The organism is Fodinibius salinus (assembly GCF_008124865.1).
Lineage (GTDB): Bacteria > Bacteroidota > Rhodothermia > Balneolales > Balneolaceae > Fodinibius > Fodinibius salinus.
Window position 1 is genome coordinate 190,454 of record NZ_VNHY01000003.1, and the last position, 25,610, is coordinate 216,063.

20 protein-coding genes are annotated in these 25,610 nt (G+C 42.8%); 9 read left to right on the forward strand and 11 right to left on the reverse strand.

Annotated features, from left to right (window positions below):
• Positions 1-11 precede the first annotated feature (11 nt).
• Both LX73_RS10025 and LX73_RS10030 read right to left on the reverse strand, forming a co-directional pair.
• Entirely contained in the window at positions 12-3,062 is a 3,051-nt protein-coding gene (locus LX73_RS10025) for a TAT-variant-translocated molybdopterin oxidoreductase (protein WP_148899367.1), read from the reverse strand.
• Positions 3,063-3,098: 36 nt separating this feature from the next.
• A complete protein-coding gene (locus LX73_RS10030; RefSeq protein WP_148899368.1) occupies positions 3,099-3,749 on the reverse strand; it encodes a cytochrome c3 family protein in 651 nt (216 codons plus the stop codon).
• Between the two features lie 476 nt (positions 3,750-4,225).
• Between LX73_RS10030 and LX73_RS10035 the strand changes: the two genes are divergently transcribed.
• A complete protein-coding gene (locus LX73_RS10035) occupies positions 4,226-4,789 on the forward strand; it encodes a DUF420 domain-containing protein (RefSeq protein ID WP_148899369.1) in 564 nt (187 codons plus the stop codon).
• Between the two features lie 162 nt (positions 4,790-4,951).
• Here LX73_RS10035 and LX73_RS10040 read toward each other — a convergent pair whose 3' ends face one another.
• Entirely contained in the window at positions 4,952-5,659 is a 708-nt protein-coding gene (locus LX73_RS10040; protein WP_148899370.1) for a metal-dependent hydrolase, read from the reverse strand.
• Positions 5,660-5,873: 214 nt separating this feature from the next.
• On the opposite strand from LX73_RS10040, the gene LX73_RS10045 reads away from it, so the two are divergent.
• From LX73_RS10045 to LX73_RS10055, 3 genes are all read left to right on the forward strand, one after another.
• Positions 5,874-6,542 carry an L-threonylcarbamoyladenylate synthase gene (locus LX73_RS10045; RefSeq protein ID WP_148899371.1) on the forward strand — a complete coding sequence of 223 codons (669 nt, stop codon included), beginning with the start codon at positions 5,874-5,876 and terminating at the stop codon, positions 6,540-6,542.
• Between the two features lie 369 nt (positions 6,543-6,911).
• Positions 6,912-8,099, forward strand: coding sequence for a DUF5050 domain-containing protein (locus LX73_RS10050; RefSeq protein ID WP_148899372.1), 1,188 nt, complete (start codon positions 6,912-6,914; stop codon positions 8,097-8,099).
• 275 nt (positions 8,100-8,374) lie between these two features.
• On the forward strand, positions 8,375-9,559 hold the full coding sequence (locus LX73_RS10055) for a DUF5050 domain-containing protein (protein ID WP_148899373.1): 1,185 nt from the start codon (positions 8,375-8,377) through the stop codon (positions 9,557-9,559).
• A gap of 60 nt (positions 9,560-9,619) precedes the next feature.
• On the opposite strand, the gene LX73_RS10060 is transcribed toward LX73_RS10055, so the two are convergent.
• Positions 9,620-12,436: a tetratricopeptide repeat protein gene (locus LX73_RS10060; RefSeq protein WP_148899374.1), complete on the reverse strand. Its 2,817-nt coding sequence runs from the start codon at positions 12,434-12,436 to the stop codon at positions 9,620-9,622.
• Between the two features lie 42 nt (positions 12,437-12,478).
• Positions 12,479-13,045, reverse strand: coding sequence for an ECF-type sigma factor (locus LX73_RS10065; protein ID WP_148899375.1), 567 nt, complete (start codon positions 13,043-13,045; stop codon positions 12,479-12,481).
• Between the two features lie 186 nt (positions 13,046-13,231).
• Between LX73_RS10065 and ytxJ the strand changes: the two genes are divergently transcribed.
• Complete coding sequence (ytxJ, locus tag LX73_RS10070) at positions 13,232-13,615, forward strand: bacillithiol system redox-active protein YtxJ (protein ID WP_148899376.1); 384 nt, start codon at positions 13,232-13,234, stop codon at positions 13,613-13,615.
• 266 nt (positions 13,616-13,881) lie between these two features.
• On the opposite strand, the gene ggt is transcribed toward ytxJ, so the two are convergent.
• The 6 genes from ggt to LX73_RS10100 all read right to left on the reverse strand — a co-directional run bounded on the left by ggt (position 13,882) and on the right by LX73_RS10100 (position 22,712).
• Positions 13,882-15,582 (reverse strand): gamma-glutamyltransferase, encoded by a 1,701-nt coding sequence (gene ggt, locus LX73_RS10075; protein WP_148899377.1) that lies wholly within the window; start codon positions 15,580-15,582, stop codon positions 13,882-13,884.
• A 103-nt stretch (positions 15,583-15,685) separates the two neighbouring features.
• Entirely contained in the window at positions 15,686-15,871 is a 186-nt protein-coding gene (locus LX73_RS10080) for a hypothetical protein (protein WP_148899378.1), read from the reverse strand.
• A gap of 151 nt (positions 15,872-16,022) precedes the next feature.
• Complete coding sequence (gene xerD, locus LX73_RS10085) at positions 16,023-16,931, reverse strand: site-specific tyrosine recombinase XerD (protein WP_148899379.1); 909 nt, start codon at positions 16,929-16,931, stop codon at positions 16,023-16,025.
• A 6-nt stretch (positions 16,932-16,937) separates the two neighbouring features.
• Positions 16,938-19,361, reverse strand: a complete 2,424-nt coding sequence (locus LX73_RS10090; RefSeq protein WP_148899380.1) for an HD family phosphohydrolase — start codon at positions 19,359-19,361, stop codon at positions 16,938-16,940.
• A 183-nt stretch (positions 19,362-19,544) separates the two neighbouring features.
• Positions 19,545-21,545 carry an NAD-dependent DNA ligase LigA gene (gene ligA / locus LX73_RS10095; protein WP_148899381.1) on the reverse strand — a complete coding sequence of 667 codons (2,001 nt, stop codon included), beginning with the start codon at positions 21,543-21,545 and terminating at the stop codon, positions 19,545-19,547.
• Positions 21,546-21,572: 27 nt separating this feature from the next.
• The gene (locus tag LX73_RS10100; RefSeq protein ID WP_148899382.1) at positions 21,573-22,712 is read right to left on the reverse strand and encodes a helix-turn-helix domain-containing protein; all 1,140 of its coding nucleotides are present in this window, start codon (positions 22,710-22,712) and stop codon (positions 21,573-21,575) included.
• 156 nt (positions 22,713-22,868) lie between these two features.
• On the opposite strand from LX73_RS10100, the gene LX73_RS10105 reads away from it, so the two are divergent.
• From LX73_RS10105 to ubiE, 4 genes are read left to right on the forward strand one after another with little or no spacing between them, the layout of a single operon-like run.
• The gene (locus LX73_RS10105; RefSeq protein WP_246138227.1) at positions 22,869-23,549 is read left to right on the forward strand and encodes a ComF family protein; all 681 of its coding nucleotides are present in this window, start codon (positions 22,869-22,871) and stop codon (positions 23,547-23,549) included.
• Between the two features lie 53 nt (positions 23,550-23,602).
• Positions 23,603-24,238, forward strand: coding sequence for a hypothetical protein (locus LX73_RS10110; RefSeq protein WP_148899384.1), 636 nt, complete (start codon positions 23,603-23,605; stop codon positions 24,236-24,238).
• A 2-nt stretch (positions 24,239-24,240) separates the two neighbouring features.
• Complete coding sequence (locus tag LX73_RS10115) at positions 24,241-24,864, forward strand: histidine phosphatase family protein (protein WP_148899385.1); 624 nt, start codon at positions 24,241-24,243, stop codon at positions 24,862-24,864.
• A 31-nt stretch (positions 24,865-24,895) separates the two neighbouring features.
• Positions 24,896-25,585 (forward strand): bifunctional demethylmenaquinone methyltransferase/2-methoxy-6-polyprenyl-1,4-benzoquinol methylase UbiE, encoded by a 690-nt coding sequence (ubiE, locus tag LX73_RS10120; protein ID WP_148899386.1) that lies wholly within the window; start codon positions 24,896-24,898, stop codon positions 25,583-25,585.
• The last annotated feature ends 25 nt before the right edge of the window (positions 25,586-25,610 follow it).

Below are 25,610 nucleotides of genomic sequence, written 5' to 3' on the forward strand. Positions count from 1 at the left end.
ATTGTTGGAAATTAAGCCAATTTCGGATTGGGGTTACTAAGTTCTGATAAATACGACGTACGTGGCCGCGTATTGAGTTCTTCTAGTAGTAGGTAGTTACGGTTGTTCTTCTTTGTTTGCACCACTTCGCTGTCCGGATCGGTAAGGTCGCCGAAGTAGATTGCGTCAGCGGGGCATGCTTGTTGACAAGCAGTTTCTACAGCACCGTCTTCGGGCTTTTGCGTCTCGCCATTCGTTTCAATATCAGTTTCAATTTTGGCACGATTTACGCGCTGTACGCAGTATGTACATTTTTCCATCACACCACGGAAGCGTACCGTAACCTCCGGATTCATCGCCATTTGTACGATTTCCGGATCGTCACCACTTGTTAGAAACTCTTCGGAGTAATTGAAAAAGTTAAAACGACGAACTTTGTAGGGACAGTTATTGGCGCAGTAACGCGTGCCAATGCAACGATTGTAGGTCATTTGATTCATACCGTCTTCGCTGTGAGTGGTCGCCGCTACTGGACAAACCTGCTCACAAGGTGCCATCTCGCAGTGCATACAAGGCACTGGCTGATGCAATGCTTTGGGATTGTTAACATCGCCATCAAAATAGCGATCGTTTCGAATCCAGTGCATTTCACGCCCGTTGCTTACTTCGCGCTTACCAACAACCGGGATATTATTTTCTGCAGTACAGGCAATAGTACAAACGCCACAGCCTGTACAGGCATTAAGATCAATAGACATACCCCATTGCGGCTGGTCGTCAGGATATTCCTGTTCATCGTAAGAATTAAAAATCGAAAGTGGTTCATCTTCTCCGTGTTCCTCAGCATAGGCAAGACCCGGCATTTCTGCATCATAAGAAGATTCATAGCTAGAGAAATGGGGATCTTCACGATATTCCTGAAGAGTGGCATGGCGTAGCAGTGAGCGACCTTCCATAGTGTTATGATCCTGCGTACAGGCAATTTCGTACATTTCGCCTGTCTTTTCCACGGAAATGTCACTCGCAAAGTGCATATTTTGAGTGGTGCGCAGTGGATAAGTATCAACACCGGTCTCATTTGCTACCCGGCCGATACCTTCACGTCCATACCCAACGGTAATAGTGATGCTGTCGTCAGCATGTCCCGGTTGGACCCAAGCTGGCAACTCAACCGTAGTGCCGTTAACAGTAAGGGCAATTACTTCAACTTCTGATTTGCCTAGTCCGGCTTCTTTAACACCCAGTTCGTCGGCTGTTTTCTTGCTCATCAGCGCGACGTTGTCCCAAGTAATTTTCGTCATGGGCTCAGGGAGTTCCTGTAGCCAGCCGTTATTGGCAAATCGCCCGTCAAATACGTTAGAATCAGCACGAATTACCAGCTCCATACCATCAGAAGTTTCAGCATTGTTTAAGAAGCTGTCGGCTTGTGAGCTGAATTCGTTTGATATGCTTACTGATTTAAGTGGAAAGGTGTTTTCGCCTGCGATACCGTCATGCAGGGCTTGCTCCCACTGTTTTTGAAAGTTTGTTGTGTAAAAATCTTTCCATGTTTCCTGAACAAGATCATATCCTTTGGGCTTATTACCGTTCAGGATGGTACTCAAAAACTCGATTTCGCTGACACCGGAATACAGTGGCTCAATTTGCGGCTGAATAATGGAACGAGTACCCGTGTAAGAGTATCCATCACCCCAGGCCTCAAGAAAGTGGGCTCTGTTAATATGCCAATTGGCCAGCTTTGAAGTCTCATCATAATAATCAGAGAGGTGAATAACCTGTCCGGCCTGAGATATCGCATCATCAAAGTTTAGGTCAGCCGGAGCTGAGAATACAGGATTGGTGCCGACGAGTACTACTGTATCAATATCGCCGTTATTGAGATCTTCAGCCAGACTGGCAAATGCTTCTTGGTTATTTTGGTCGTCAATATGTGGCACATCATGATACGTAACTGTTTCTCCGTCATTACCAAGGGCAGCATTCATGGCTGCGACAGTGGCGTGCAATTCGGGAGAATGATCTCGTCCCACTGTTAATATAGACTCACCGCGATTTGCCAACAGGTCTTCGGCAAGCACGGGAATCCATTCGTGGTCAGAAAATTTGTTGGAATATCCGCTAAAAGCTGATAACCCATTTACAGACTTTTCCAATTTGGCTGCCAGCGCATATATAAAGAGTTCCACTTCGCCAGACTTGATTCGCAGGCGATTGTCTGCGTTGGAGCCGGTTAATGTAAAAGTACTTTCTATGGAATATAACCGAGACATGTCATCCTCGGTAGAGGTAACAGCCCGCCGATCAGTAAATTTCTTGGTATTGGCTACACTGTTTTTATCAGCAGCGGGATTTAAGAAATCGTCATCAAAACTGACAATTGTATTTGCTTCATCATAGTGATTGGCTGTCCTCAGGCGCTGGCCAAAAGCAATATTAGTGCCTTCCAGCGCATTGTCTTCACCGAATGCTTCATAGGTGACCCACTGAGCATTCGAGAATCTATCCATTGCCTGCTCCTTCAACCTGTTATACGTGGGTGAAGAATTTGCTTCTGAAACAAAGGCAATGTTTTGCTCCGTATTCGAAAAGTGATTACTACAAAATTCTGCAAAAGCACTAACCGAAGAACGCTCGCCATTTTTGCGAACATAGCGCGAGCGGTCAGGATCAAACATGTTCAGAATTTCCGCCTGCCCATAAATACTAGTGTTGCCGTTGCTGGCGGGATGCATTTCATTTCCTTCAATCTTTCCGGGACGCCCTTCGTGGTTTTCAACAACAATACCGTTCAGTGCATCCTGGAAAGGCATGGCTGATGCATAATACAGCGGATTGCCGGGTACTATATCTTCCGGCATTTTACTGTACGGCATAATCTTTTGTACGGGGCGTCGGCACGCCGCAAATCCAGCAAGCGCAATAGAAGCTCCCATAACGCGCAAGAAGCTTCGTCGGGAAACCTCATCATTGAGCTCCGTAGCATTTTCAGGGAATTCGCGCTCAACGTACTTTTGATACTCGTCATTTTTTGCCAGTTCTCCCAGGCTTTTCCAGTAATTAGGACTTTTTACATCTTCGCTCATTCCGTTACCGTTGCGTTAATTCAGATTCGTTATTAATTAATAGTGACAACCTTGACAGTAGGTTGGGGGGTTGATGTTGTTCTTGGCTACAAGCTCGCGGCCCATTTTTATTTGTTCTTTCTTGGGTTCGTATCCCATCGTTGTCACTTCTTCTACCGGACGCACACTCTTTTCGGGATTCCTGTGACAATCGAGGCACCAGCTCATGCTCAATGGTTCTTTTTGTTGAACAACCTCCATGCGATCAACGCGCCCGTGGCAGCTTTCACATCCTACACCAACATTAACATGTGCAGCGTGATTGAAATAAGCATAATCCGGTAGGTTGTGTACTCGAACCCACTCAATAGATTCGTCTGAATTCCATTTGTCCCGAATTTTCTGCACTTCTTCGGGATTATTTGAATCAACTTGATTGTGACAGTTCATGCATGTCTGAGTGGGAGGAACGTTTGCATGCTTTGATTTAAAAACATTAGTATGACAGTACTGGCAATCAATATCTAACTTCCCTGCGTGAATTTTATGGCTGTAAGCGATCGGCTGCTCGGGAGCGTAACCTACATCGGTATATTCCGGAGAGAAAAAGTACCAAACACCCGCTACGGTTGCGGTTGCAAAAATAATAAGCCCGAGCAATATTTGCCGCGGCACTTCATCTGCCCATTTGGGAAAAATCTGAGCCATAACTGATCAAAAAATTTATCGTTCCTTGTTGTAATATGATCTACAAAAAAATATCAGACTGAAGGTACAGAAAATCACTCTATTTTATAACCTGCAAAAAAGCCATACGATATATTTAAAATGATTCTAAATAGATTGGATTTCCTTAAGCCTTTAACAAAAGCATGCTAAAGATATAATCTATTTTTTAAAAATGCTTAATTCAATTTCCAAATATTTTACAAAAAATGGTGAAAACTTGACAGTGTTAATGAATCAACATTCTAAATCAGATAAGCTATTTATAGGTAGTAGTATTGGCGGATGAGCACTGCTAAATTTCTATAATTATTATTACCTTCGGTATGATTGAAACTGAAAGCAGCCTTGCCACACCATCGCAATTATTAGCATTTAACCCAAAATTCCGAACTGAATTCAGGATAACATGCTGGATTTAGCAAGGGTCTCTGAAAGAAATAACTTTTACATATTTGATGAGTTCTGATAAACCGGTAACAATAGATTTACTTAAAAATATCAGCCTAGTAAAAGCCATTGGCGTAATACTATTAATAAGTGCAGCGGCTTTCGGTTTTTTAGTATGGCTGATTTACTTTAAAGGAGGTAGTGATTACAGTTCGGAAGTGATTACCAGTCTGCCTGCCCTCAATGCTTTATTAAATAGTACTAGTGCCGTACTTCTACTTTTTGGATACAAAGCTATTTTAGATCGGAATTTTTCCCGGCACATGAAATTTAATCTCACAGCTTTTGTAACCTCTACCTTTTTTCTGATCAGCTATATGATTTATCATAATTTTCATGGCAGCACGCCATTTACGGGAGAGGGTTTTATCAGGCCGGTTTACTTTTTTATCCTGATTTCGCACATCATTCTTTCGGCGTTAGTCATGCCTATGATATTGACCAGTTTTTACCTGGCATTTTCAGGGAAGTTGAAATTGCATCGTAAAGTTTCAAAAGTGACACTACCGGTGTGGTTATATGTATCGGTGACGGGAGTAATAGTATTCTTTATGCTCCGGGCCTATTCGTAGATTTGTAATAATATTAAACCCTTTTAAGAAATAACTCCCCCTTCTTTAGAAAGGAGGAGTTTGTGGAGTTAAGTTATAGAGCAAATATTTCCCTTACGAAGGGGAAATAAAGAAAGTGTTTAAGAGGGTGGGTTTTAGAACTTATACCGATTATTCCAATTATTACGCTAAGAAATTTTGTCCTGCTTCTGGGATCCAAACTTCGGTATCGCAAGTTTCTTCGGTAAGTTTTTTGAAATCTTTGGGATCACCGGAGAGCACAGGCATGGTTCCATAATGAATTGGTACGGCATAGTCGGCTTGTATCAGATCGCAGGCCATAGCCGCCTCTTTAGGATCCATAGTGTAGTGGTCGCCCATAGGTACGGCAAGAACATCCGGTTCATAGAGTTCGCCGTAGAGTTCAAGGTCGTAGAAAATATTAGTATCGCCCAGATGATAAAAGGTGATATCCTTATCAAAAGAGATAACCAGTCCCGCAGGTTCGCCAGCATAATCGCCTTGGAAAGATGAGCTATGGTTGGCTGAAACCATGGTTACGGAAAAATCATCAAAGGTTACAGTACCGCCTTTATTAAACTCAATGGCTTGATCTTCATCCAGCCCATGCTTGCCTACCAGCAGACGCGAAAGTTCAACCGGAGCAGCTACCGTACATCCTGTATCGGCGGCAATATCAAGAGTATCGCCTACGTGATCAGCATGTCCGTGTGTAAGTAAAATATAATCTATCTCCTCCTGCTTTTTATGAGCATCGGGGGTGGTGGGATTTTGCGAAAGAAAAGGGTCAATTAAAATGGTGGTGTCGTTGGGACTTGTAAGTTTAAATGCTGAGTGCCCCAACCATTGTGCTTGAGCTGAAGTATCCATAAGAATAATGATTTTAATTTTTGATTATTGGAAATTGTATTGACTATCTAAATCCAAAGTGTTATACATCAACTAGTAGTGTTTAAAAATGATAAAATAATGACAAGAATAGTTATTGTTTCATTTCGTTTATTATCACAACTTTTTAAAAAAGATCATTCCCTGTACTTGGGATATTAGGAATCGTAATTACAAAAATTATTGAGGTATATCCATGGCAGAACGTATTAAGCTTCATCCGGAAACGCCACATGTAAAACGACTTTTTGAAATTACTGATAAAATTCGCGAAGGTGCTGTTGTACTTTTCCCTACTGATAGCCAATATGCCATTGGTTGCGACTATAATAATAAGAAGGGTATTGAGCGCATACGTAACATCCGAAAAATGGATAGTGATGATCATTTAACCCTTTTGTGTGACTCTCTCTCCGGCATTGCCAAATTTGCTCATATTTCTGATCATAATTTTAAGCTGATTAAGCGGATGATCCCCGGTCCCTATACGTTTATTTTACCGGCTACCAAAGATGTGCCTAAGCTGCTAGTGCATCCCAAGAAAAAAACCGTAGGCTTTCGGGTACCCGACTATCCCATTGCAGAGGGGCTGGTTCGAGAGTTGGGGAATCCTATGTTAGGTATTACTGCTAAAAAGCCGTCCATGAATAATAAATCGCTGGAAGACTATGACCGTGAACCTTTTTTGCGTGAGTTTGAAAAGTTGGTGGATGTTGTGATTGATGACCAGCAAACACTTCCTTCTAAATCAACCTCTATTGTTGATATGACGGATGACAAAACCAAACTAGTTCGTCGAAGTTTAGGTATAGATGAGTTGGAAGAGGTATTTCGAACCCAGCGCGAACCATTGGAAGAAGTATAGGCGATTCCCGTTTAATAGATAGTACTGGTTAGTTTTAACGCTATGTATGAACCTTGGCAGAGTCCAGAATCTGCCAAGGTTTTTTATTCGAACCTTAATTCCCATCCCGCCGGCATGTCACTTTTGTACAGGTTGGACGCTTACATTTTATTGTGGTAATAGAACTATCGATTGTGTCTCCCAGCTGTGCTACGAAGTTAATTTGTCCTCTTTTTCTCTTCCGATACGCATATTACAATGTAGGAGTAGACTATCGTTGGCTTTGTTGGCAGGTAATTCCCTTAGGGGTACCCCTGCCGCCGATGTGTATAAGGACCTGTGATGATATCCAATCACAACAATTAACTTAAATAAACCTCTTATTCCATTATGAAACGACCAATACAACTAGCGACTTTATTCTTGACCATCCTATTGGTGGCGGCTTGTGGCGATGACGGCCACGGCCCGACCAATGGTAACAACAATGATGATCCCACCACCGGGGCGGTGGAAGTGGCCACTAGCAGCACCGGTGACGATATTGACGACGACGGTTACACCGTCACTGCCGGTGGGACCAGCCAAAGCGTGTCCGCTTCGGGCACCGTAACCCTGGCCGGCCTCTCCGAAGGGGACGTGAATACCGAACTGTCCGGGATCGCCGGCAACTGTTCGGTCAACGGCAGCAATCCCCAAACGGTGACCATTACGGCCGGGGATACCACCTCCACCTCCTTTGCCGTGAGCTGCGAGACGGTCGCCGACGGCCAGATTGCCTTTACCAGCGACCGGGACGGGGACGGGGAAGTCTTCCTGATGAATACCGACGGCTCGTCCCCGACGAAACTCACCGACAACTCCGCCGGTGAAATAGCCGGACCGATTTCTCCCGACGGCACCAAGATTGCTTTTGTCAGTGACCGCGGGGGTTCTACGACCCACCTGTATGTGATGGATGCCGATGGTTCGAACGTCCAGCAGCTGACCTCCTCGGGAGCAAGTGTGATTGTAAATAGAGTGGTTAACTGGTCGCCGGATGGCAGCAGCCTGGCTTTTGTAGATGACCGCAGCGGGAATGACGAACTTTATACGATCGGAGCCGACGGTAGCGGCGAGCAGCGGCTGACCAACAACAGTGCGGTGGATGGCTGGCCCCACTGGTCGCCGGATGGATCCAAGGTTCTCTACGCCAGCAATATCGACGGGGATTTTGAGGTTTACACCATGAACCCCGACGGGACCGGCCGCCAGCAGCTCACCACCGACACCGACGATAATGGTATGCCCCGCTGGTCGCCGGATGGTAGTAAGATTGCTTTTTCCAGCGACCGTTCAGGGAACCTAGAAATTCACACCATGAACCCCGACGGCACCGGCGTGCAGCAGGTAACTAACGACCCGGGGTCGGATGAGTTCCCCAGCTGGTCGCCGGACGGAAGCGAACTCGCCTTTACCTCCAGCCGCGCTGGGAATACGGAAGTGTATAAAATTAATGCTGACGGTAGTGGAATGCCGACTAACCTGACGGCTAACAGCGCCACCGACACTATTCCCTACTGGAGCCCGATGGAGTAAACGACGGGTATTTTTCCGAATAGTGACTTTTACCCGCAGTGGCATCACAGCCGCTGCGGGTTTTATTATGGATCAGACCTGCCGGGGGTTATGATGAAATTAATTTGTCCTATGTTTGCTGGCCAACACGCATGTTGCAATGTAGAAGTAGTATTTCGTTGGCTTTGTTGGGCAGGTAATTCCCTTAGAGGTACCCCGCCGCCGATGTGTATAAGGACCTGTGATGACAGCAGATCACAACAGTTAACTTTGATACAAACTCTTATTTATTGATTATGAAACGATTATTACAATTATCAATTCTATTTCTTTCAACCTTATTTATTTTTTCTTGCGGCGGTGATGACGGCCACGGCCCGACCAATGGCAATAATAATGACGAGCCCACCACCGGGGCGGTGGAAGTGACCACCAGCAGCACCGGTGATGACATTGACGGCGACGGCTACACCGTCAGTGCGGGTGGCACCAGCAAGAGCGTGTCGTCGTCAGGCAGCGTAATCCTGGCGGGTCTCTCCGAAGGGGACGTGAATACCGAATTGTCCGGCATGGCCGGCAACTGTGCGGTAAAAAACGGGAGCAACTCCCAAACGGTAACCATTACCGCCGGGGATACCACCTCCACCTCTTTTGACGTGGAGTGCCAGGCGGTAGTTAATGGTCGGATTGCCTTTCAAACCACACGTGGTTCAAATAATGCAGATATTTATCTGATGAATCCTGACGGATCGGATCAACAAGCATTGACTGATGATGTTGAAACGGATTATTTACCACAGATTTCTTATTCAGGAACTCGCGTACTTTTTTCCAGTTATCGCAATCAAAACTTTAATCTGTTTATTGTTAATGCTGATGGGTCAAATATTAGACAGGTCACAAGTTCTTCTGGAGATACGTTTGACAGCAGTTGGGCTCCCGATGATTCCAGTATTGTATTTGGGGACAACCGAAGCGGTAATGAAGAAATATATACTATTGCCCCTGATGGTAATGATGAACAGCGGTTGACGAACAATAGTGCTAATGATGAAGACCCCAGCTGGTCGCCGGACGGCTCTAAGATTGTCTATACCAGCGATGCCGACGGTGATGCTGAAATCCATACGATGAATCCAGATGGGAGTAATATTCAGAAGTTGACAGATAATGGTTCCTATGATGTTCATCCTGAGTGGTCACCAGATGGCAGTAAGATTGCATTTACCAGCAGCCGAGACGGGAATAAAGAAGTTTATGTTATGAATGCTGATGGAACAAATCCTCAGCGTATTACAAATAATTCAGCCAGTGACGAATATCCGAGCTGGTCGCGTGATGGAACGGAAATAGTATTTGATTCGGACCGCGACGGTAATGACGAAATTTATAAAATTAATGCAGATGGATCTGGTAACTTAGTTAATCTCTCTAATAACAGTGCCGAAGAGCGGTTTCCAAATTGGAGTCCGGTGCAATAATTGACTGTTGAAATTGCCCTTTTAATATAACCTACAGCGGGATTAAAACTGCTGTAGGTTTTATTTTTTATACTTTTTTGCCATTTCTGGTTTATCCCAAGCTTCGTAAAGTTGAAAAAGATACTCCCGTGCTTTTTTCGTTTCTTGACTAGTTGTACCTCGTTCTTTTTTAAGTGTTTGGTACCCTTGCTTTAAAAACTTTTCAGATTTAGCATAGTCTTTAGTTTGGGTAAATGCATTTCCCAGTATTATTTGTGCATAGGCAATGCGCCAGCTTCCTTCCTTATATGTTTCTTTTCTTATTTCTAGCGATTTACGTACCAATGGTATAGCTTCAATCGCTTGGTTGTTAAGTGTAAGGACAGCTCCGAGTTCTAGCATAACACCGCTTTTTTTAGGGTGCCCGGCAGGTAAAGCCTTTTCAAATATTGATAAGCTTTCTCGCAGATATTGCTCAGCTAAAATATATGAGCCTGTTTTCTTTTCTATAAGAGCCAAATTGGATAAGTCTCCAGCGACGTATGGATGTTTTTCACCAAAATTTTCTTTATCAATTTTTAATGCTTCTTCGGCTAAAGATCGAGCTTCCTCATTGTTCCCCATTTCAATATAAAGGCGAGCTAAATTATTTAAGCTTTCTGCTAATCTTGGATGATTTTTCTCTAAAATTTTTCGACGTAATGCTAAGGCGTTTTCAAGATAAGGTTTGGCTTTTTCAAGCTGTCCGTTTTGACCATACAAAAGCCCCATGTTGTTATATGATTGTGCAATATAAGGATGTGAATCACCATAGAGTTTTTTGTCAATCGAAATATTTTTTTGAAAGAGGGAATCAGCTTTTGCAATTTTTCCCTGTTTCTGTAGAACTAGGGCTAAGTCATTATATCCTGTAGAAGTTTTTGGATGAACCTCTCCATAATTGTCTCTCCAAATGGATAAAGCTTTTCGAAAGAATTTCTCTGCTTTTTCCGTTTGACCCATTTTGCTTAGTACTCCAGCTCTGTTATTAAATAACTCTGCCAGCTGAGGATCTTCTGAATCCAGAATTTGTTTTTCTAATGTTAGGGCTTCTCTGTACAAAGAGTCTGCTTCTTTATATTTGCCTTTTTGGTCCAATACTAACCCCAGATCGCTTAGGGTAGATGCAGTTTCAATATTATGAATACCAACGGTGCTCTTTTTAATCTTAAGTGCTTTTCGATGAAGCGACTCTGCTTTTGAAAAGTTGCCTAATTGACGCTGCAAAATACCCCATTCTGAAATACCTTCTGCGTATTCAAAACTGGTTGCTCCATAGGTATTCTTTCGGAGGCTTAGACTCTTTTTTATAAGAGGTTTAGCTTTATTAAATCTTCCAAGATTGCTATGCGCTTGTCCAATGATGGATAACAAGCTAGCTTGGATTTCAGGTTGGTTTTCAAGTTGACCGATCCGCTCACTACCTCGCTCAAGAAAAGTGGCTGCAGTTACGGTATCTTTTGGATTGAAAGTCGGATCGCTTGCCCGAAACATATCTGTCAAAAAGCTGCTTACCTGCTGTGCCTTTTGGGCTTCCATTTGTGCCTTGTCCCGTTCCTCAGTAATTTTCCAGGCGTAAAAAGTGCTAAGGGCAATAGTGAATAATAATACGCCGGCAGTTATGGCTATACCGTTTTTATGGCGCCGAACAAACTTGCCAACTTTATATCGAACGGTATCTTTTCGGGCAATAACCGGCAGACTTTGTTCTCGTCTTTTCAGATCCTCAAGGATGTTATCAGCTGACCGGTAACGTTTTTCCGGTTCCTTGCGCAGTGCCTTCATGGTAATAGCTCCAATATCACCGTTTAATATTTTTGTAAGTGTTTTGGGAGTGGTATTCCGTCTGTCCGTCAGTTGTTTTTGTTGCTCTTTAGGTAATTGATCAAATTTTGTAGAAGGGGGAGTGGGAGATTGTTGGCGGATAATGTTTTCAACTTCTGTTAAGCCTTTATCATCCAAATCAAAAGGATGTACGCCACACAGCAACTCATAAAGGAGGATGCCCAGAGAATAGGCATCGGTGGAAGTGGTAACAGATTCACCTTCAATTTGTTCAGGTGCTGCATATCCATATGTAAGCATGCGTGCACCGGTTTGAGTCTGAAGCTGAGTGCTATCGAAGTCTCCGCTTTTCAGCAGTTTGGAGATTCCAAAATCGAGCACTTTTACGTCGCCGTCTTGGGTTATTAGGATGTTAGAAGGCTTAAGATCACGGTGGATAACGGCATTTTTGTGAGCGTGACGGACGCCTCGGCAAACTTTTTTGAATAGATTAAGACGTTGCTCTACAGAAAGATTATTTTTATCACAATACTTGAAGAGCGATATACCGTCCACATACTCCATAACCAGATAGGGCAGTCCATGATTGCTTAGGCCGCCGTCGAGTAATCGTGCAATGTTGGGATGGTCGAGCATGGCCAAGATATTCCGCTCGCGTTCAAAGCGTGCAATGTTAGAGGGGGTGTCCATGCCCTGCCGCATAATCTTAAGTGCTACTTTCCCTTGGTAAGCATCATCAGCCCGATCAGCGAGAAAGACAGAACCCATACCACCGTGACCGATTACCTTTTTAATTTGATATTGGTCTATGGTTTCGCCGACCATGGAAGAGGCAGGCGGCTGCTCTTTATCGTCGGAGAGGTCGGCAGCCAAGTGGGCAGGGAAGGCCTGAGTTCCTTCTAAAAAATCTTGGGTATCTGATTCTTCAATAGATTTGAGAAGTTCGGTGACTTGGTAACGCAACTCTTCATTATCGCCGCACTGTTCATTGATATATGAAATGCGTTCTTTCCCTTCAATCTCCAGAGCCGTATCTACAATATCGTTAACTTTTTTCCATTCCTGCTGATCCATAAATAAGATTTATTGTATTTCAAGGGAGGTTTTACAAAGCCCTCATTTATTCAACTCTTTATATAACCAACCCCGTGCTTTGGCCCAATCTCGTTTTACCGTTCGTTCTGAAACGTCCAGTGCATTGGCGGTAGCATAAACGGTCATTTGCCCAAAAAAGCGCAGGGTAACGACGTCGGCCATACGTTGATCCAGTTCTGCCAATTCTTTAATCTTATCATCGAGTTCAACCAATTCTTCGGCCTCGTGATGGGCTTTTAGCAGTTTGTCAATGTAGGTAACATCCTGCTGACCGCTACCTCGTTTTTCAGCATTTTTCTTTCGAGCATGGTCAACGAGAATTTGCCGCATACAACGAGCGGCAATAGCCATAAAATGATCTTTATCGTTGGCATCAATGAGCGTTTGGTCAACCATTTTTAAATATACTTCGTGAACAAGCTCAGTTTCTGTGAACGTGATGTTGTCACGTTCTTTTTTAAGCTTGGAGTGTGCCAAACGTTTTAGCTCAGAATAGACTATAGGAAATATCTCTTCATAAGCCTCTTCTGAACCTTGTTTCATTTTAATCAGAAGTTGGGTTACATCTGACTTCTCTCTTTCACCCATTTGAAATATTTTGTGTCACTGTTAATAATGCCTGCAACGCAATCTATAAATAAATAGCAGTGACTGAAATACCAAAATTTATTCCGACGGGTGGACTATATGTTCTATATTTCTATTTGACTAACAGACAAGACGGTTTATTTTTAACAAAACGTTAAGCCATAGTGAGAAAAAAAGCAATACTTTATGGGACTATTTGATGCAATAAGCAATACTTTTTCGGGATCTTCGGATGATATTTGGGATACTATTTCTCAACCTTCTGATTTGGAATCGATTGTGGATAAATCTGGAAACCGTCCACAACTTATTTATAAACACAGCAATCGTTGCAGTGTCTGTTTTGTGGCCAAGGGTAATCTGGAGCAATCTTCTAAACAACTGCTTGAGCATGCTGATATGCATTATCTTAATGTCGTAAAAAATAGATCAGCATCAGATAGTGTTGCCTCTAAGCTGAATGTACGTCACGAATCACCACAGGTTATTTTACTGGATGAAGGAGAGGTTGTATGGCACGCATCACATGGCAAAATAGAAGGCTCAAAAATTTTGGAACAGCTTAGCTGATGCTTTTACACAGAGGTACCGACAGAGAGCTCTTGTTGAATAATCTTTGATTTAATCCTCGATTAGCTTAGTCGCTTCTTTGAAATGGCTGGCGTCCCTCAGCGAATAGCTCCGTGTCCTCAGCGGTTCTTCTCAATCCTTGAAAGCTTTTTTAAATTTTTCGTAAAGGGTGGTTCGATGATGCCTTTTTGGGTAATGAATCCCACGATGTATTTATGGAGTGTCGTAGGTTAGATGTAATTCTGGGATTTAATATTATTTTATATCTAGTATCCTTCTGCAGTACCGTCGCCACGCGGATCCGGTGATCCAAACTTGCGCCCATCTTCATCAATGAAAATGGTATGAGCCCTGCCAATGCCGTCAGTGGGAGTAATCGTATGCCCCATTTTTTGTAACTTTTGCCGGGTGTCGGGGCTAATCCCAAACTCTTCATAAAAAAGTTTGTCCGGTTTCCACTGGTGATGAAACCGAGGAGCTGAATTTGCCTGTTGTGGATCCATTCCAAACACGGCCATATTCAAAAAGTTATGCAGTGTTGCTGTAATAATCATTGGTCCGCCTGCTGCGCCTAGCACCATGCGCACTTTCCCATTTTTGGTAACAATAGTAGGAGACATGCTACTCAGCATTCTTTTCTCAGGTTTTACAGCATTAGCTTTGCCTTGGATAAGCCCAAACATATTGGGTTCACCCGGTTCGGCTGTAAAGTCATCCATTTCATTATTCAGGAAAAAACCTGCACCATTGACGGCTACCTTGCTGCCGTAGTTGCCATTTAGAGTGGTGGTCACCGAAACGGCATTACCATTCTTATCCACAATCGAAAAGTGGGTAGTTTCCGTGGATTCCTTAAAGGATGGAATATCCCCGTGGCCAATTTCATTACTGGAAGTGGCACTGGTGGGTTGGAAATTTTGCATTCGCTTTTTGTTATAGTTTTTGCTCATCAGCTTTTTCTGTGGAATGTCTATAAAGTCAGGGTCCCCCAAAAAGTAAGCGCGATCGGCAAAAGCACGGCGCATGGTTTCGGTTACTAAGTGTACATAATCAGCAGAGTTGAATTCCAGCTTTTTAAGATCATAAGGACGAAGCATATCCAGAATTTGATGAATGGCAATACTGCCGCTGCTGGGAGGAGGCATAATATTTAGGCTATAGCCTGCATAAGAAGCGGTAATGGGATCACGCCATACGCTATTATATTTTTCGAGGTCCTCATACGAAATGAGTCCGCCGTGTTTTTGCATTTCTCCTACAATTAAATCAGCAGTGCGTCCAGAATAGAAGCCGTCACGGCCGCGGTTGGCAATGCGGTTGAGTGTCTGGGCTAGGTCTTTTTGAATGAAAAGATCCCCTTCTTGCCATCTGTTGCCATCTGATTTTAAAAAATACCGCTGAGATCCCTGATATCTTTTAAATGCATCAGCGCTGTTGTTAAGATCATTGGCTTGGCTCCATGATAATTTATAACCTTCACGTGCCAATTTTATAGCTGGTTGCATGACCGTTTCCAGAGGTAAACGGCCATACCGTTCAAGGGCTTTAACCATACCATCTACCACACCAGGCACACCTACAGCTAATACTCCTTGGCGACTTAACTTAGGCACATATTTTCCGTTACGTAGGTACATGTTTTCGGAAGCTTTAAGTGGGGCTTTTTCGCGGAAGTCAAGGGCTCGGTTCGTCCCGTCCTGCATATGGAGCATCATAAATCCACCACCTCCAATGTTACCGGCTCGAGGCAGGGTAACAGCCAAAGCAAACTGTACAGCTACGGTTGCATCAACGGCATTACCACCTTGTTGCAGTATATTACGTCCTACTTGTGAGGCGCGTTCATCAGCGGTAACTACTACAGCATTTTTATACGATTTTGACGATCCTGTTTGTGCAGCAGTCGGTTGAACTTGTATCGTTAATACAAAGATGAAAAGAAAAAAACTTCGAACGATATTTTTCATTGGAAACGACTTCAATTGCAATTAGTTCGTTAAATTAAAATATAGAAAAATAAATGAAGTCGCTTAATTTTGGGGTAATTAGGGAGAGGATGATATACTTTTATTATTTCTGGAGGAAATTTTCTTCTTGTGCTTCATGTATAGATTCTAAAAATAGTAGGAGCTCTTGATGAAGCTGTTTATTTTTATCGGAGTATTTATCAATGATTTTCTTTTGCTCTTTAGGGGTATCCTTATCCAGAGCTTCATCAATAATTCCCTCAATCTTTTTCCAACGTATTTGGTCCATATTGATAAGCCTTTTGTCCTGGTTTACTATTATATGCGTAAACCAAAGCAAAAATGGGCCAAATAAATTGAAAATCGCTGACTTTCTGTTACTGTGGTGCCTTTGTTTGTGATTTGTTCTGGAGCGGCATAGTTAATTTCTTTTTTGCGTACTATGCCCGCGGATGAAATTCTTTATGCACTTGGTGAAGTAGTGAGCGGTCAACATGGGTATAAATTTCAGTCGTAATGATTGAGGAATGTCCCAACATTTCTTGTACAGCACGTAAGTCCGCACCGCCTTCCAACAGGTGAGTAGCAAAAGAATGGCGAAAAATATGTGGATACACATTTTTTTCGATACCGGCACGTTCGGCAGCATCGTTTACAATATTCCAGATGCTCATGCGCGAAAGTGGGTTGCCCCGTTGACTCAAAAAAACTCTGTTCTTTGCTTTTTGTGGATCTTCATCACTTTGGAACTTAGGTCGTATAACTTCAATATAATGTTCCAAAGCTGATTGGGCAGCTTCTCCAACAGGTACCAATCGTTCTTTGTTTCCTTTACCGATTACCCGAATAAAGCCGATTTCAAAAATTAAGTTATCAAGTTCCAGTCCTACGAGTTCGCTTACCCGCATGCCGGTGGCATAGAGCGTTTCCAATACAGCCGCATTACGAATACCTGCATCATTTTCACGGTTGGGAGTACTAATAATGGCAGCTACTTCTTCTTGATTTAGTACCTCTGGCAGATTTTTAGCTTTTTTGGGCAGTTCAATTAGCTCTGCGGGGTTAGCATCAGCCATGCCTTCAACTACGGCAAATTCGTGAAAGCTACGGATGCTGGAAATATTACGTGCTACCGAACTGACAGCCAAATCCATAGCAGTAAGTTCTTTAAGATATTTTTCGATATGCTGTAGTGTAAGGCCGCTCAGGTCCTGGATTTGAAGATCGTTGGAAACAAACTTCAGATATCGCCTAAGATCATTTTTATAGGAAGAGATAGAATTTTCCGATAAATTTTTTTCGAGCTTTATAAACTGCAGGTATCGCTTGAGCTCTTTTTCGTAATGCATAGCCGATTAAGAGTTATAATATTCATCTACAGGTGGTGGGCTTTCAGGAGGCTCAGGATGACGGGGAATCTGCTCATCAGAGTCAATGGGTTGTTTTTGTTTATCCTGCTCTTCTTCTTGCTCATCATCGGGATATTCAACGCGGCTGTGATAAATACCTACCAGTATATTCAAAAATGTTTTTTTAATAGCACGTAAATCCTGAAAGGTAAGTGGTGTTTCGCTTAACTGTCCTTCATTTACGCGTTCATCAACCATCTTGTCAATAAGATTCTCAAGCTTTTGATAATTGGGATCTTTCATAGCGCGTGATGAAGCCTCTACGCAGTCGGCAAGCAGTAAAATGCCTGTTTCTTTTGTTTGGGGCGGCGGACCATCGTATCTGAAGTCCTCTTCCCGAATTTCTTTTTTGTCAGCATCGGCTTTTTCTTTGGCCTTCTCCCAGAAAAATTTAATGAGTGAAGTACCATGATGTGTTTTAATAAAATCGATAATAACATCAGGTAGTCCATGTTCTTCAGCCAATTTGACCCCGTTAGATACATGAGCTTTTATAACAAGCGCGCTCATTCGGGGTTTTAGTTTTTCATGTTCATTCACCTCTGTTTGGTTTTCCGTAAAATAGCCGGGGTTTTCCATTTTGCCGATGTCGTGATACAAACCGCCAACTCGGCAAAGCAAGCTGTTTGCACTGATAGCGCCGGCTGCTGCTTCTGCCAGATTTGATACCTGCAGACTGTGATGAAAGGTACCGGGTGCTTTGTTCATCAGCTGTTTAAGCAGCGGCAAATTGGTATCGCTTAGCTCAAGAAGGGTAAAGTCTGTGGTAACGTTAAATGTTTTCTCAAACAGGAGGATAAGAGGATAAGTGAATAGGATAAATATTGCATTAATGCCAACATAAAGTACTTGGGTTCCCAGCTCACCCCACCCGTCAAATGTGCTCATGCTAAAGCCAATAATCACTGCCAAATAAGAAATAAACACAATGCCTGGCGTCGTAAAAAAGAATTGAGACCTGTTTTTAATATCGCGAACTGAAAATAATCCCAGGCTGCATGCTACAATTGTAGCTGTTACATATTCAAAATTGCTACCATTAATAAGTCCGGTTAATAGGCCCAGGGTAACGGTACACATGAGTCCTACGCGAGAATCAAAAATAATTGTTAAAATGATAGGGGCTATAGCTACTGGTACAATGTATGGGGAGATATTATCGATTTGGAAAACCACTGAAGAGGCCACACAAATGATAGCCATGGCAATAAGAACCAACAACAACATAGAGTTGTCGCTAAAAATATAACGACGATATAGGTACAGGTAGAAAAAGAAAATGGTGAGAATAGAAATAATAGCTATGATATTCCCACCGTATCCTAGCCATCGTTCCAGCGTTGTAGCATTTTTCGAGCGGGCCTGAGCCAAACTCTGTAGCATATTATATTTTTTCTGGGTGATGATATCACCGCGGCGTATAATAACTTGTCCCTGAGCAACAGCCCCCTTGGAAGTGGATATATCAGCTATTGCCTCATTAATTCTATTTTCTGTTTCCTGTTTATTGTAGATGTAGTTGGGCTGAATAATGTAGTTAAAAAGTTGGGCACCTACTTGGGCCAATGCTTCATAAAAGTTCCGAGAAATACGATATTGGGCGAATTCACGGGCCTCATCCATATCACGGACGTTCACTAAATTTAATGTCCGTTCCGTACTTTTTCCCAAATCGCGAACAGTAATTTCGTCCGTATCAAGTTCACTTTTTGATCTGTTGATGATTCCGTCATCCAAAAGGGTAGAGGTTAATGACGAAAGCTGATTTTTTAGATTTGGATCAGTGAAGGACTGTTCATTGCCCGATGACCGGTTTTGACTTTGGATGGAATCATAATTTTCTAATAGGGTTTGCCATCCTTCATCAGATAGAGAAACTGGTACCCGCTTTTTAAGTTGTGCAACCTGAATGCTGTCTTGGCTGGCATCAGTTTCTTCATTTTTTTTAGCAGACTGCCACTCTTCATAGGTGGTGGCAAGTGGTTTTATATATTGGAAAAGGGAATCCAGCCGATTTTGAACCTGCACGTTGGCATTGTTATCAACATGGAAAATTGGAGGTGTGGATTTACGAATTGCCTCTCGTTCTTTTTCAACTTCCTCTGCACTTTTTTTGATTGGAAAAGTAAAGGGAGCCGTGAGGTCATCAGCCCTCCAGGGTTCATCGATCTTGTAATTTGTAGAATCGTTAAATGAGCTTTGAGGAACAGATATAACAAGTACGCCCAGAAAAACCAACAGAATAGAGGCCCGGATGTAGCGGTTATATTTCAGGGAAGAAGCTTCTTCTTGCTCCTTTTTGTTTTCGCCGATAACGGGAGCGCCACGCTGCTTTTTTGGAGCCAGACCTAATTTTTCGAGAATACTCATAATTTTATTCAATATAGTTCAAGAGCAATCTGGGGTAAAATGCCAAGAGTTCCCCGATCATAAAATGATACCAACCGGAAGTTATATTACCAAACAATCTTGTTGGCTACAACTCACTATTCAAAATAGCTTTTAAGAAATCACAGCCGAGAATTTATTGTACTCCGAGTCATAGGTAGAAAATTAAAATGTTTCATCGGTCAGGTTTTTAAAATCATCCTGATCAATAGGATCAATTCCAAGTTCCTTAGCCTTGTCTAATTTGCTACCCGGAGAATCACCGGCTAGTAGATAATCGGTATTACCGCTAACTGACGAAGTAACTTTGCCACCGTGTTTTTCAATGATTTCAGTAGCCTCTTTGCGAGTGAGGGAGGGTAGGCTACCGGTTAATACAAACGTTTTGCCTTCCAGTTTTTGTGAGGCTTGTTTCTGTTGCTCTACTTCAAAGCTAAGTCCTTGTGCACGTAGTTTATTAACTATTTGTTTGTTGTGATCCTGTTCAAAAAACTCAACTACGGATGTTGCTATTTTAGGACCTATTGATTCAATGTTTGTAATCGTTTCTATATCAGCGGTCATAAGTGCATCCATGTGTTGCAATCCATTGGCAAGGTCGCGTGCTACCGTTTTGCCCACGAAACGAATACCCAGCCCATAGATAACTCGGTCCAACGGTTGCTGTTTGCTACTTTCAATAGCATCGAGCAAGTTTTGGGCACTTTTTTCGGCCATACGATCTAGAGGGAGCAATTGCTCTTTTTCAAGCTCGTAAAGATCAGCGTAGGTTCTAATAAGTCCTTGTGTTACAAGCTGATCGACAACAGCTTTTCCCAAACCTTCAATGTCAAGAGCATCGCGAGAGGCAAAATGTTCAATACGCTGACGAATTTGAGGCGGGCATTCGGGATTGATGCACCGCCAGTCCACATCTTCACCCAATCTGGTTAGTTTTTCGCCGCAGGCGGGACAATTTTGTGGCATCGCAAATTTTGATGATCTATTGTCCCTGTCAGGATTGACCACTTCAACAACCTGTGGAATAATATCGCCGGCCTTCTCAATAATGACGCGATCACCGACCCGGATATCCTTCCGGTGAATTTCATCTTCGTTATGTAGTGATGCATGTTTAACAGTGGTACCGGCAAGTTCTATAGCTTTGAGATCAGCTACGGGTGTAATTTTGCCCAGACGCCCAACTTGTAGGCGTATATTTTCAATTACGGTAGTGGCTTGTTCCGCTTCAAACTTAAAAGCGATAGCCCAGCGCGGTGCTTTGGAAGTGGCCCCCAGCGAATCACGAAACTTGTCTTCGTTTACCTTGATAACTACTCCATCGGTTTTGTAAGGGAGATTATCTCGCAGTGTTTTCCATTCATCAATTAGATCATGTACCTGCTCAATGTTGGTACATTTTTGAAAGTGTTTACATACTGGCAACCCAAACTCTGACAACAGCTCCATCTTTTTAAGTTGTGTCATAGATTTGTTGCTTTCGGTCAGCAGGTCAAAACTAAAAAAACGAATAGGGCGCCGAGAAACTTCCCGCGGATCCTGCATTTTGAGGGATCCGGCTGTAGAATTACGCGGGTTGGCAAAGGCATTGAGGTCTTGCTGTTGCCGGTGCTCATTAAGGCGTTGGAAAGCTTCCTGCTCCATGTATGCTTCTCCTCGTATTTCTGCTACCGGCGGATAATCGCCACTTAGATGGAGAGGAATATCCCTGATGGTCTTTACATTTCGAGTAATATCGTCGCCGCGGGCACCGTCGCCGCGCGTGGCGCCGAGCACCAATTTGCCGTCTTCGTATCGTAGTCGGAGTGCTGCTCCATCAAACTTTAGCTCAACCAGGTAGGAGAAATTGGTATGTCCCAATCCTTCCTGAACGCGGCGGTTAAAGTCGTTAAGTTCCTCTTCGTTGTAGGTATTGTCCAGGCTTAGCAAATCAGTGGGATGTTCCACTGTTTCAAAATCACTGCTGGGCTGACCGCCTACACGTTGGGTAGGTGAATCCGGTTTAGAAAGGTTAAACTTGTCTTCCAGATGTTCTAGCTCATCAAGGTATGCATCAAATTCCTTATCGGATATAAATGGTTGGGCATCTTGATAATATGCTTTATTTGCTTTTTTAAGGAGGTTACGCAGTTCATGAACGCGCTGTTGAGCCTGTTTTTTATCCATCGTCAAACAAAAAGGTAAATCAATTGATTAGTTAAACGTTGGCCGATCTTTAATAACAGAAGGGGGAGGGGCATCAATCGGCAGTGAATCGGGTGCAGCTTTCAGCCATGTGGAATCACCGACAAAATACGAGCGGTTAATTTCTAAAAGACGAGTGTCGGGATTATAAAACTGCTCACGTAAATTTTCAATGGGATGTCCATTTAGTAACAGTTCCATTCGGCTGTACTGCCCGCGGATTTGAATTTCATCTATAAAGTTAAATTTATATGCTTCTCCCTGCTCAAGCCAATAGGGATTAATATCATCCATAACATCAGTAAAAACACGCACCGGCTCGAGCTTACCATAAGCAGCATAGAGTACTATATGTAATGTATCCGGCAATTCGCTAAGCGTAGTGTTTTGTACCGGATTGGGAACTTTAGAAGTATCGTTTATTGCCGTAACCGAATCGGCGGGTGTGGAAGGCATAACGTTAAGTTGCAGAGAGTCAGCGGGTTCGTCAGTATTGTCGGTTGTAATTTCAGTTTGAGCTGTTGAAGGTGTATCCTCAGAAGTTGTAAAGCGATTATTAAAAAAGAAGAAATAAATGACTGCTCCAACGACAATTATAATGCCTATAATGAAAATCCAAACTTTCGATTTTGTGGATTCCAGTGGCTGGAACTGACGACCCATGTCGGCCCAATCTACCGTTTGAACAGTGGGGACTTCTTCTTCGGATTCTGGATGATCACTTTCAGAATCTGAGGAGTCATTGCTATCGGATTTAAACTCTGGTGAGTGATCATGAATCATTTGCTCTTCGGCATTGTCGGTCGATTCAACAGAAGAATCAGAATTATCTTCATCAAGCTCAAAGGTCGATTTCTCCTTTTGATCGTAACTATCGTCGAGTATTTTTTGTAGAGATCCGCTATACTGTCCCTTTTCTTTTTTATCGAGCGCATAAATAATCTTTTGCTCATCAATCGACAGTGCTTTGGCGTAACTCCGGATATAACTGCGAATATAGGTTGGACTTTCCTGTAGATCAGAAAAAATAGAATCATCCTCGATAGATCGCAGAATATGCAGAGGAATTTTGGTAGCCTTGTTAATATCGTCCAGGCTAAGTTCTTTTTCTTTTCGTATGCGTGCTAAGTCATTTCCAAGTGACTCCATAAAAAATGGCTAATTTAAGATAAAATCCTGCTGTTAATCTAAACAAATATAGCGGTTGCCAAAAATTTTTTGAGTAAATCAGTTGTAAGGTTTTCCCCGCTAAGTGATCTTACTTTATAAAGTATGCTTAATTTTTTCCAAAAAATATCACAAAACTTGTCCCAGCTAGCTTTTCCCAATGTTTGCGTGTGTTGTGGACGAGAAAATACACAGGCTCAGCGACAGATTTGTTCATTTTGTCTTGAGGACCGTTTTGAGGATGCAAATCCCAATAATGAGCAAGCTTCGAGTGATACCTTGCTACCAGAAGAAGTTTTATTTCAGCATGCATTATGGGCATTTGACAAAGGAGGAGATTTGCAGCATTTGCTGCATCAGCTTAAATACGATCGGCTTACCACTATTGGCGTTGATTTGGGACGCAAGCTGGGGGAGCGGGTACAAAATCATCCCCATATAAATGAGGCACTACAGCAGAAAAATGCAGTTATTTTGCCCGTCCCTTTGCACTATCTCAAATTTAGGTATCGTGGATTTAACCAAGCCTTTGAAATTGCAAAAGGATTCGGATCAGTTTTTTCTGAGCTCAATATTTGTAACATTAAAGATGTAGTGCGAACCAAAAATACACGCACACAAACGGGTTTCTCTCTCGAAAAACGACTACAAAATATTAGCGATGCTTTTACCGTCAAAAACAAATCAGCCTTTGCCGGCAAGATTGTTGTTATTGTAGATGATGTTTTTACGACCGGAGCTACAACATTTGAGCTGGCTCAGACCCTGTTAAAATCAGAAGCGGAAAGTATTATTATATTGACAATAGCCCAAGCATAACGGTGCGACTGTAAAAATTCATTTTTTGCTAAAAGAAGGATATTTTATGAGCTATGAAAAACAACCGATCTCGATCTGATGCTGTCTTTTTAGAAACCCAATTGGGTATTGTTACCCGAACCGGAGACTGGTTTCATACCACTTCCGATCAAATTGAAGAGTTTGTGCCGGGCTTGCTTGATGAGCGCTCTCTGGATTTACTGGTCGAAGAAGCCATTGCCTGGGTACGCAGTGCCGATAGTTTAGCACTCACTATATTGCTTGGGCTTCTTATTTTTATACATCCTATTTTAGCTGTAACAGTGGCTATAGCTTTTCATTTTTTCTGGTATCGGTCTAAAAGTGCTTTTGTAACTATTTATCTTGGTAAGCTTTTAAAGTTGATGAACACCGATGGATATCTGCTGGTAACTTCGCTGGTTGTCATCAGCTTTCTTGGAATGGATGGACAATATATGGCTGCGGGAGTAGGACTGGTGTTCTTTTTTCTAATGAAATTAGGACTCCTGAAAATGCTTTGGGATAAGATAGATGAAGGTAGCTCTGATGAACTTTCATTAAATGACCGAGTCTTTAAGATGGTTCTAACAAAGTATGCTATGCACTATGACAAATCCCCAGAGGGAGTACAGAATATGGAACAAAAATTTGTAGAACTGGCAACGAGCAGGAAAGCTAAAAAGGATTAACAGTGAGCATCTCAAATATTTATTTAGCACGTCACGGTCAAACAGAGTACAATCGTTGTGACCAAATGCAGGGACGGGGCATTGACATTTCTCTTAATGATACTGGTCGTCGGCAAGCACGTGCTATTGCAGATCATCTTGATGGTATCGGTTTGCACCGCATTTTTAGCAGCAGTCTAAAACGATCGAAAGAAACGGCTCAGTTGATTGCAGAGCAACATGAGATAGAACTAGAATCGCATGCCGATTTAGATGAGATGGATTTTGGCGTGTTCGAAGGACGTCCGGCCTCCGAGGTTGAATCGCAGTTGCAGGAACTCCATGAGAAATGGCGGTCCGGTAATGTGGATTATGCTTGCCAAGAAGGTGAAAGTCCGAGGATAGTTTTGGAGCGAGCTGATAGTAAGATGAAGAAAATTGTCAATCAGCATAGCGGTACAAATTTACTATTTGTACTGCACGGTCGGCTGATTCGTATTATACTTTCGCACTGGTTGCAGTATGGTTTGCAGGGGATGCACCGCGTGCCTCACACCAATGGGGCACTTTATCATCTACAGTGGGATGGGGACAGGTTTGAACCCATATATTTAAACTATACCGACCATTTGCAGAATGGGGTATAGATACAGAAAATTGAACAATATAGATATAGTTATGAGTGAGAAAGTACGGCGTATGTTTGCTGATATCGCCGATGATTACGATCGGGTTAACTCCATTCTTTCATTCGGAGTGCATCACCTGTGGCGTTCTAAAACAGTAGAATTGAGCGGCGCTCGCAAAGGGGATGTCGTGCTTGATTGTGCTACCGGTACCGGCGATTTGGCGCTGGAATTCAAAGAGCAAGTGGGTGCTGATGGTAGAGTTCTTGGTACAGATTTTTGTAAAGAGATGATTGAACATGCTCCAGCCAAAGCATCCCAGCGGAATTTAGATGTTGATTTTGAAGTGGCTGATGCCATGAATCTGCCGTATGACGACGATTGTTTTAATATTGCAAGCATCGCTTTTGGTATCCGTAATGTAGATGACCCGATTCGGGCGCTACGTGAGATGGCTCGGGTTGTAAAAACAGGTGGTAGGGTGGTAGTGTTGGAGTTTGGACAGCCCAAAGGGCTGATGAAGTATCCTTATGAATTATACAGCCAGCATATTATGCCCGCTATCGGCGGATGGATAAGTGGTAATCGCGAAGCATATACCTATTTGCCACGTACGAGTGCTGAATTTCCCGCCGGTGAAAAGTTTGTTTCGCTTATGGAAGAGGCCGCTGTTTTTAGCTCTCACGATGCAGAAAAACTTACCGCCGGCATTGCCTATATTTATGTAGGTACCGTAAAATAATTCTGCTATATTAATATCTTTTTGA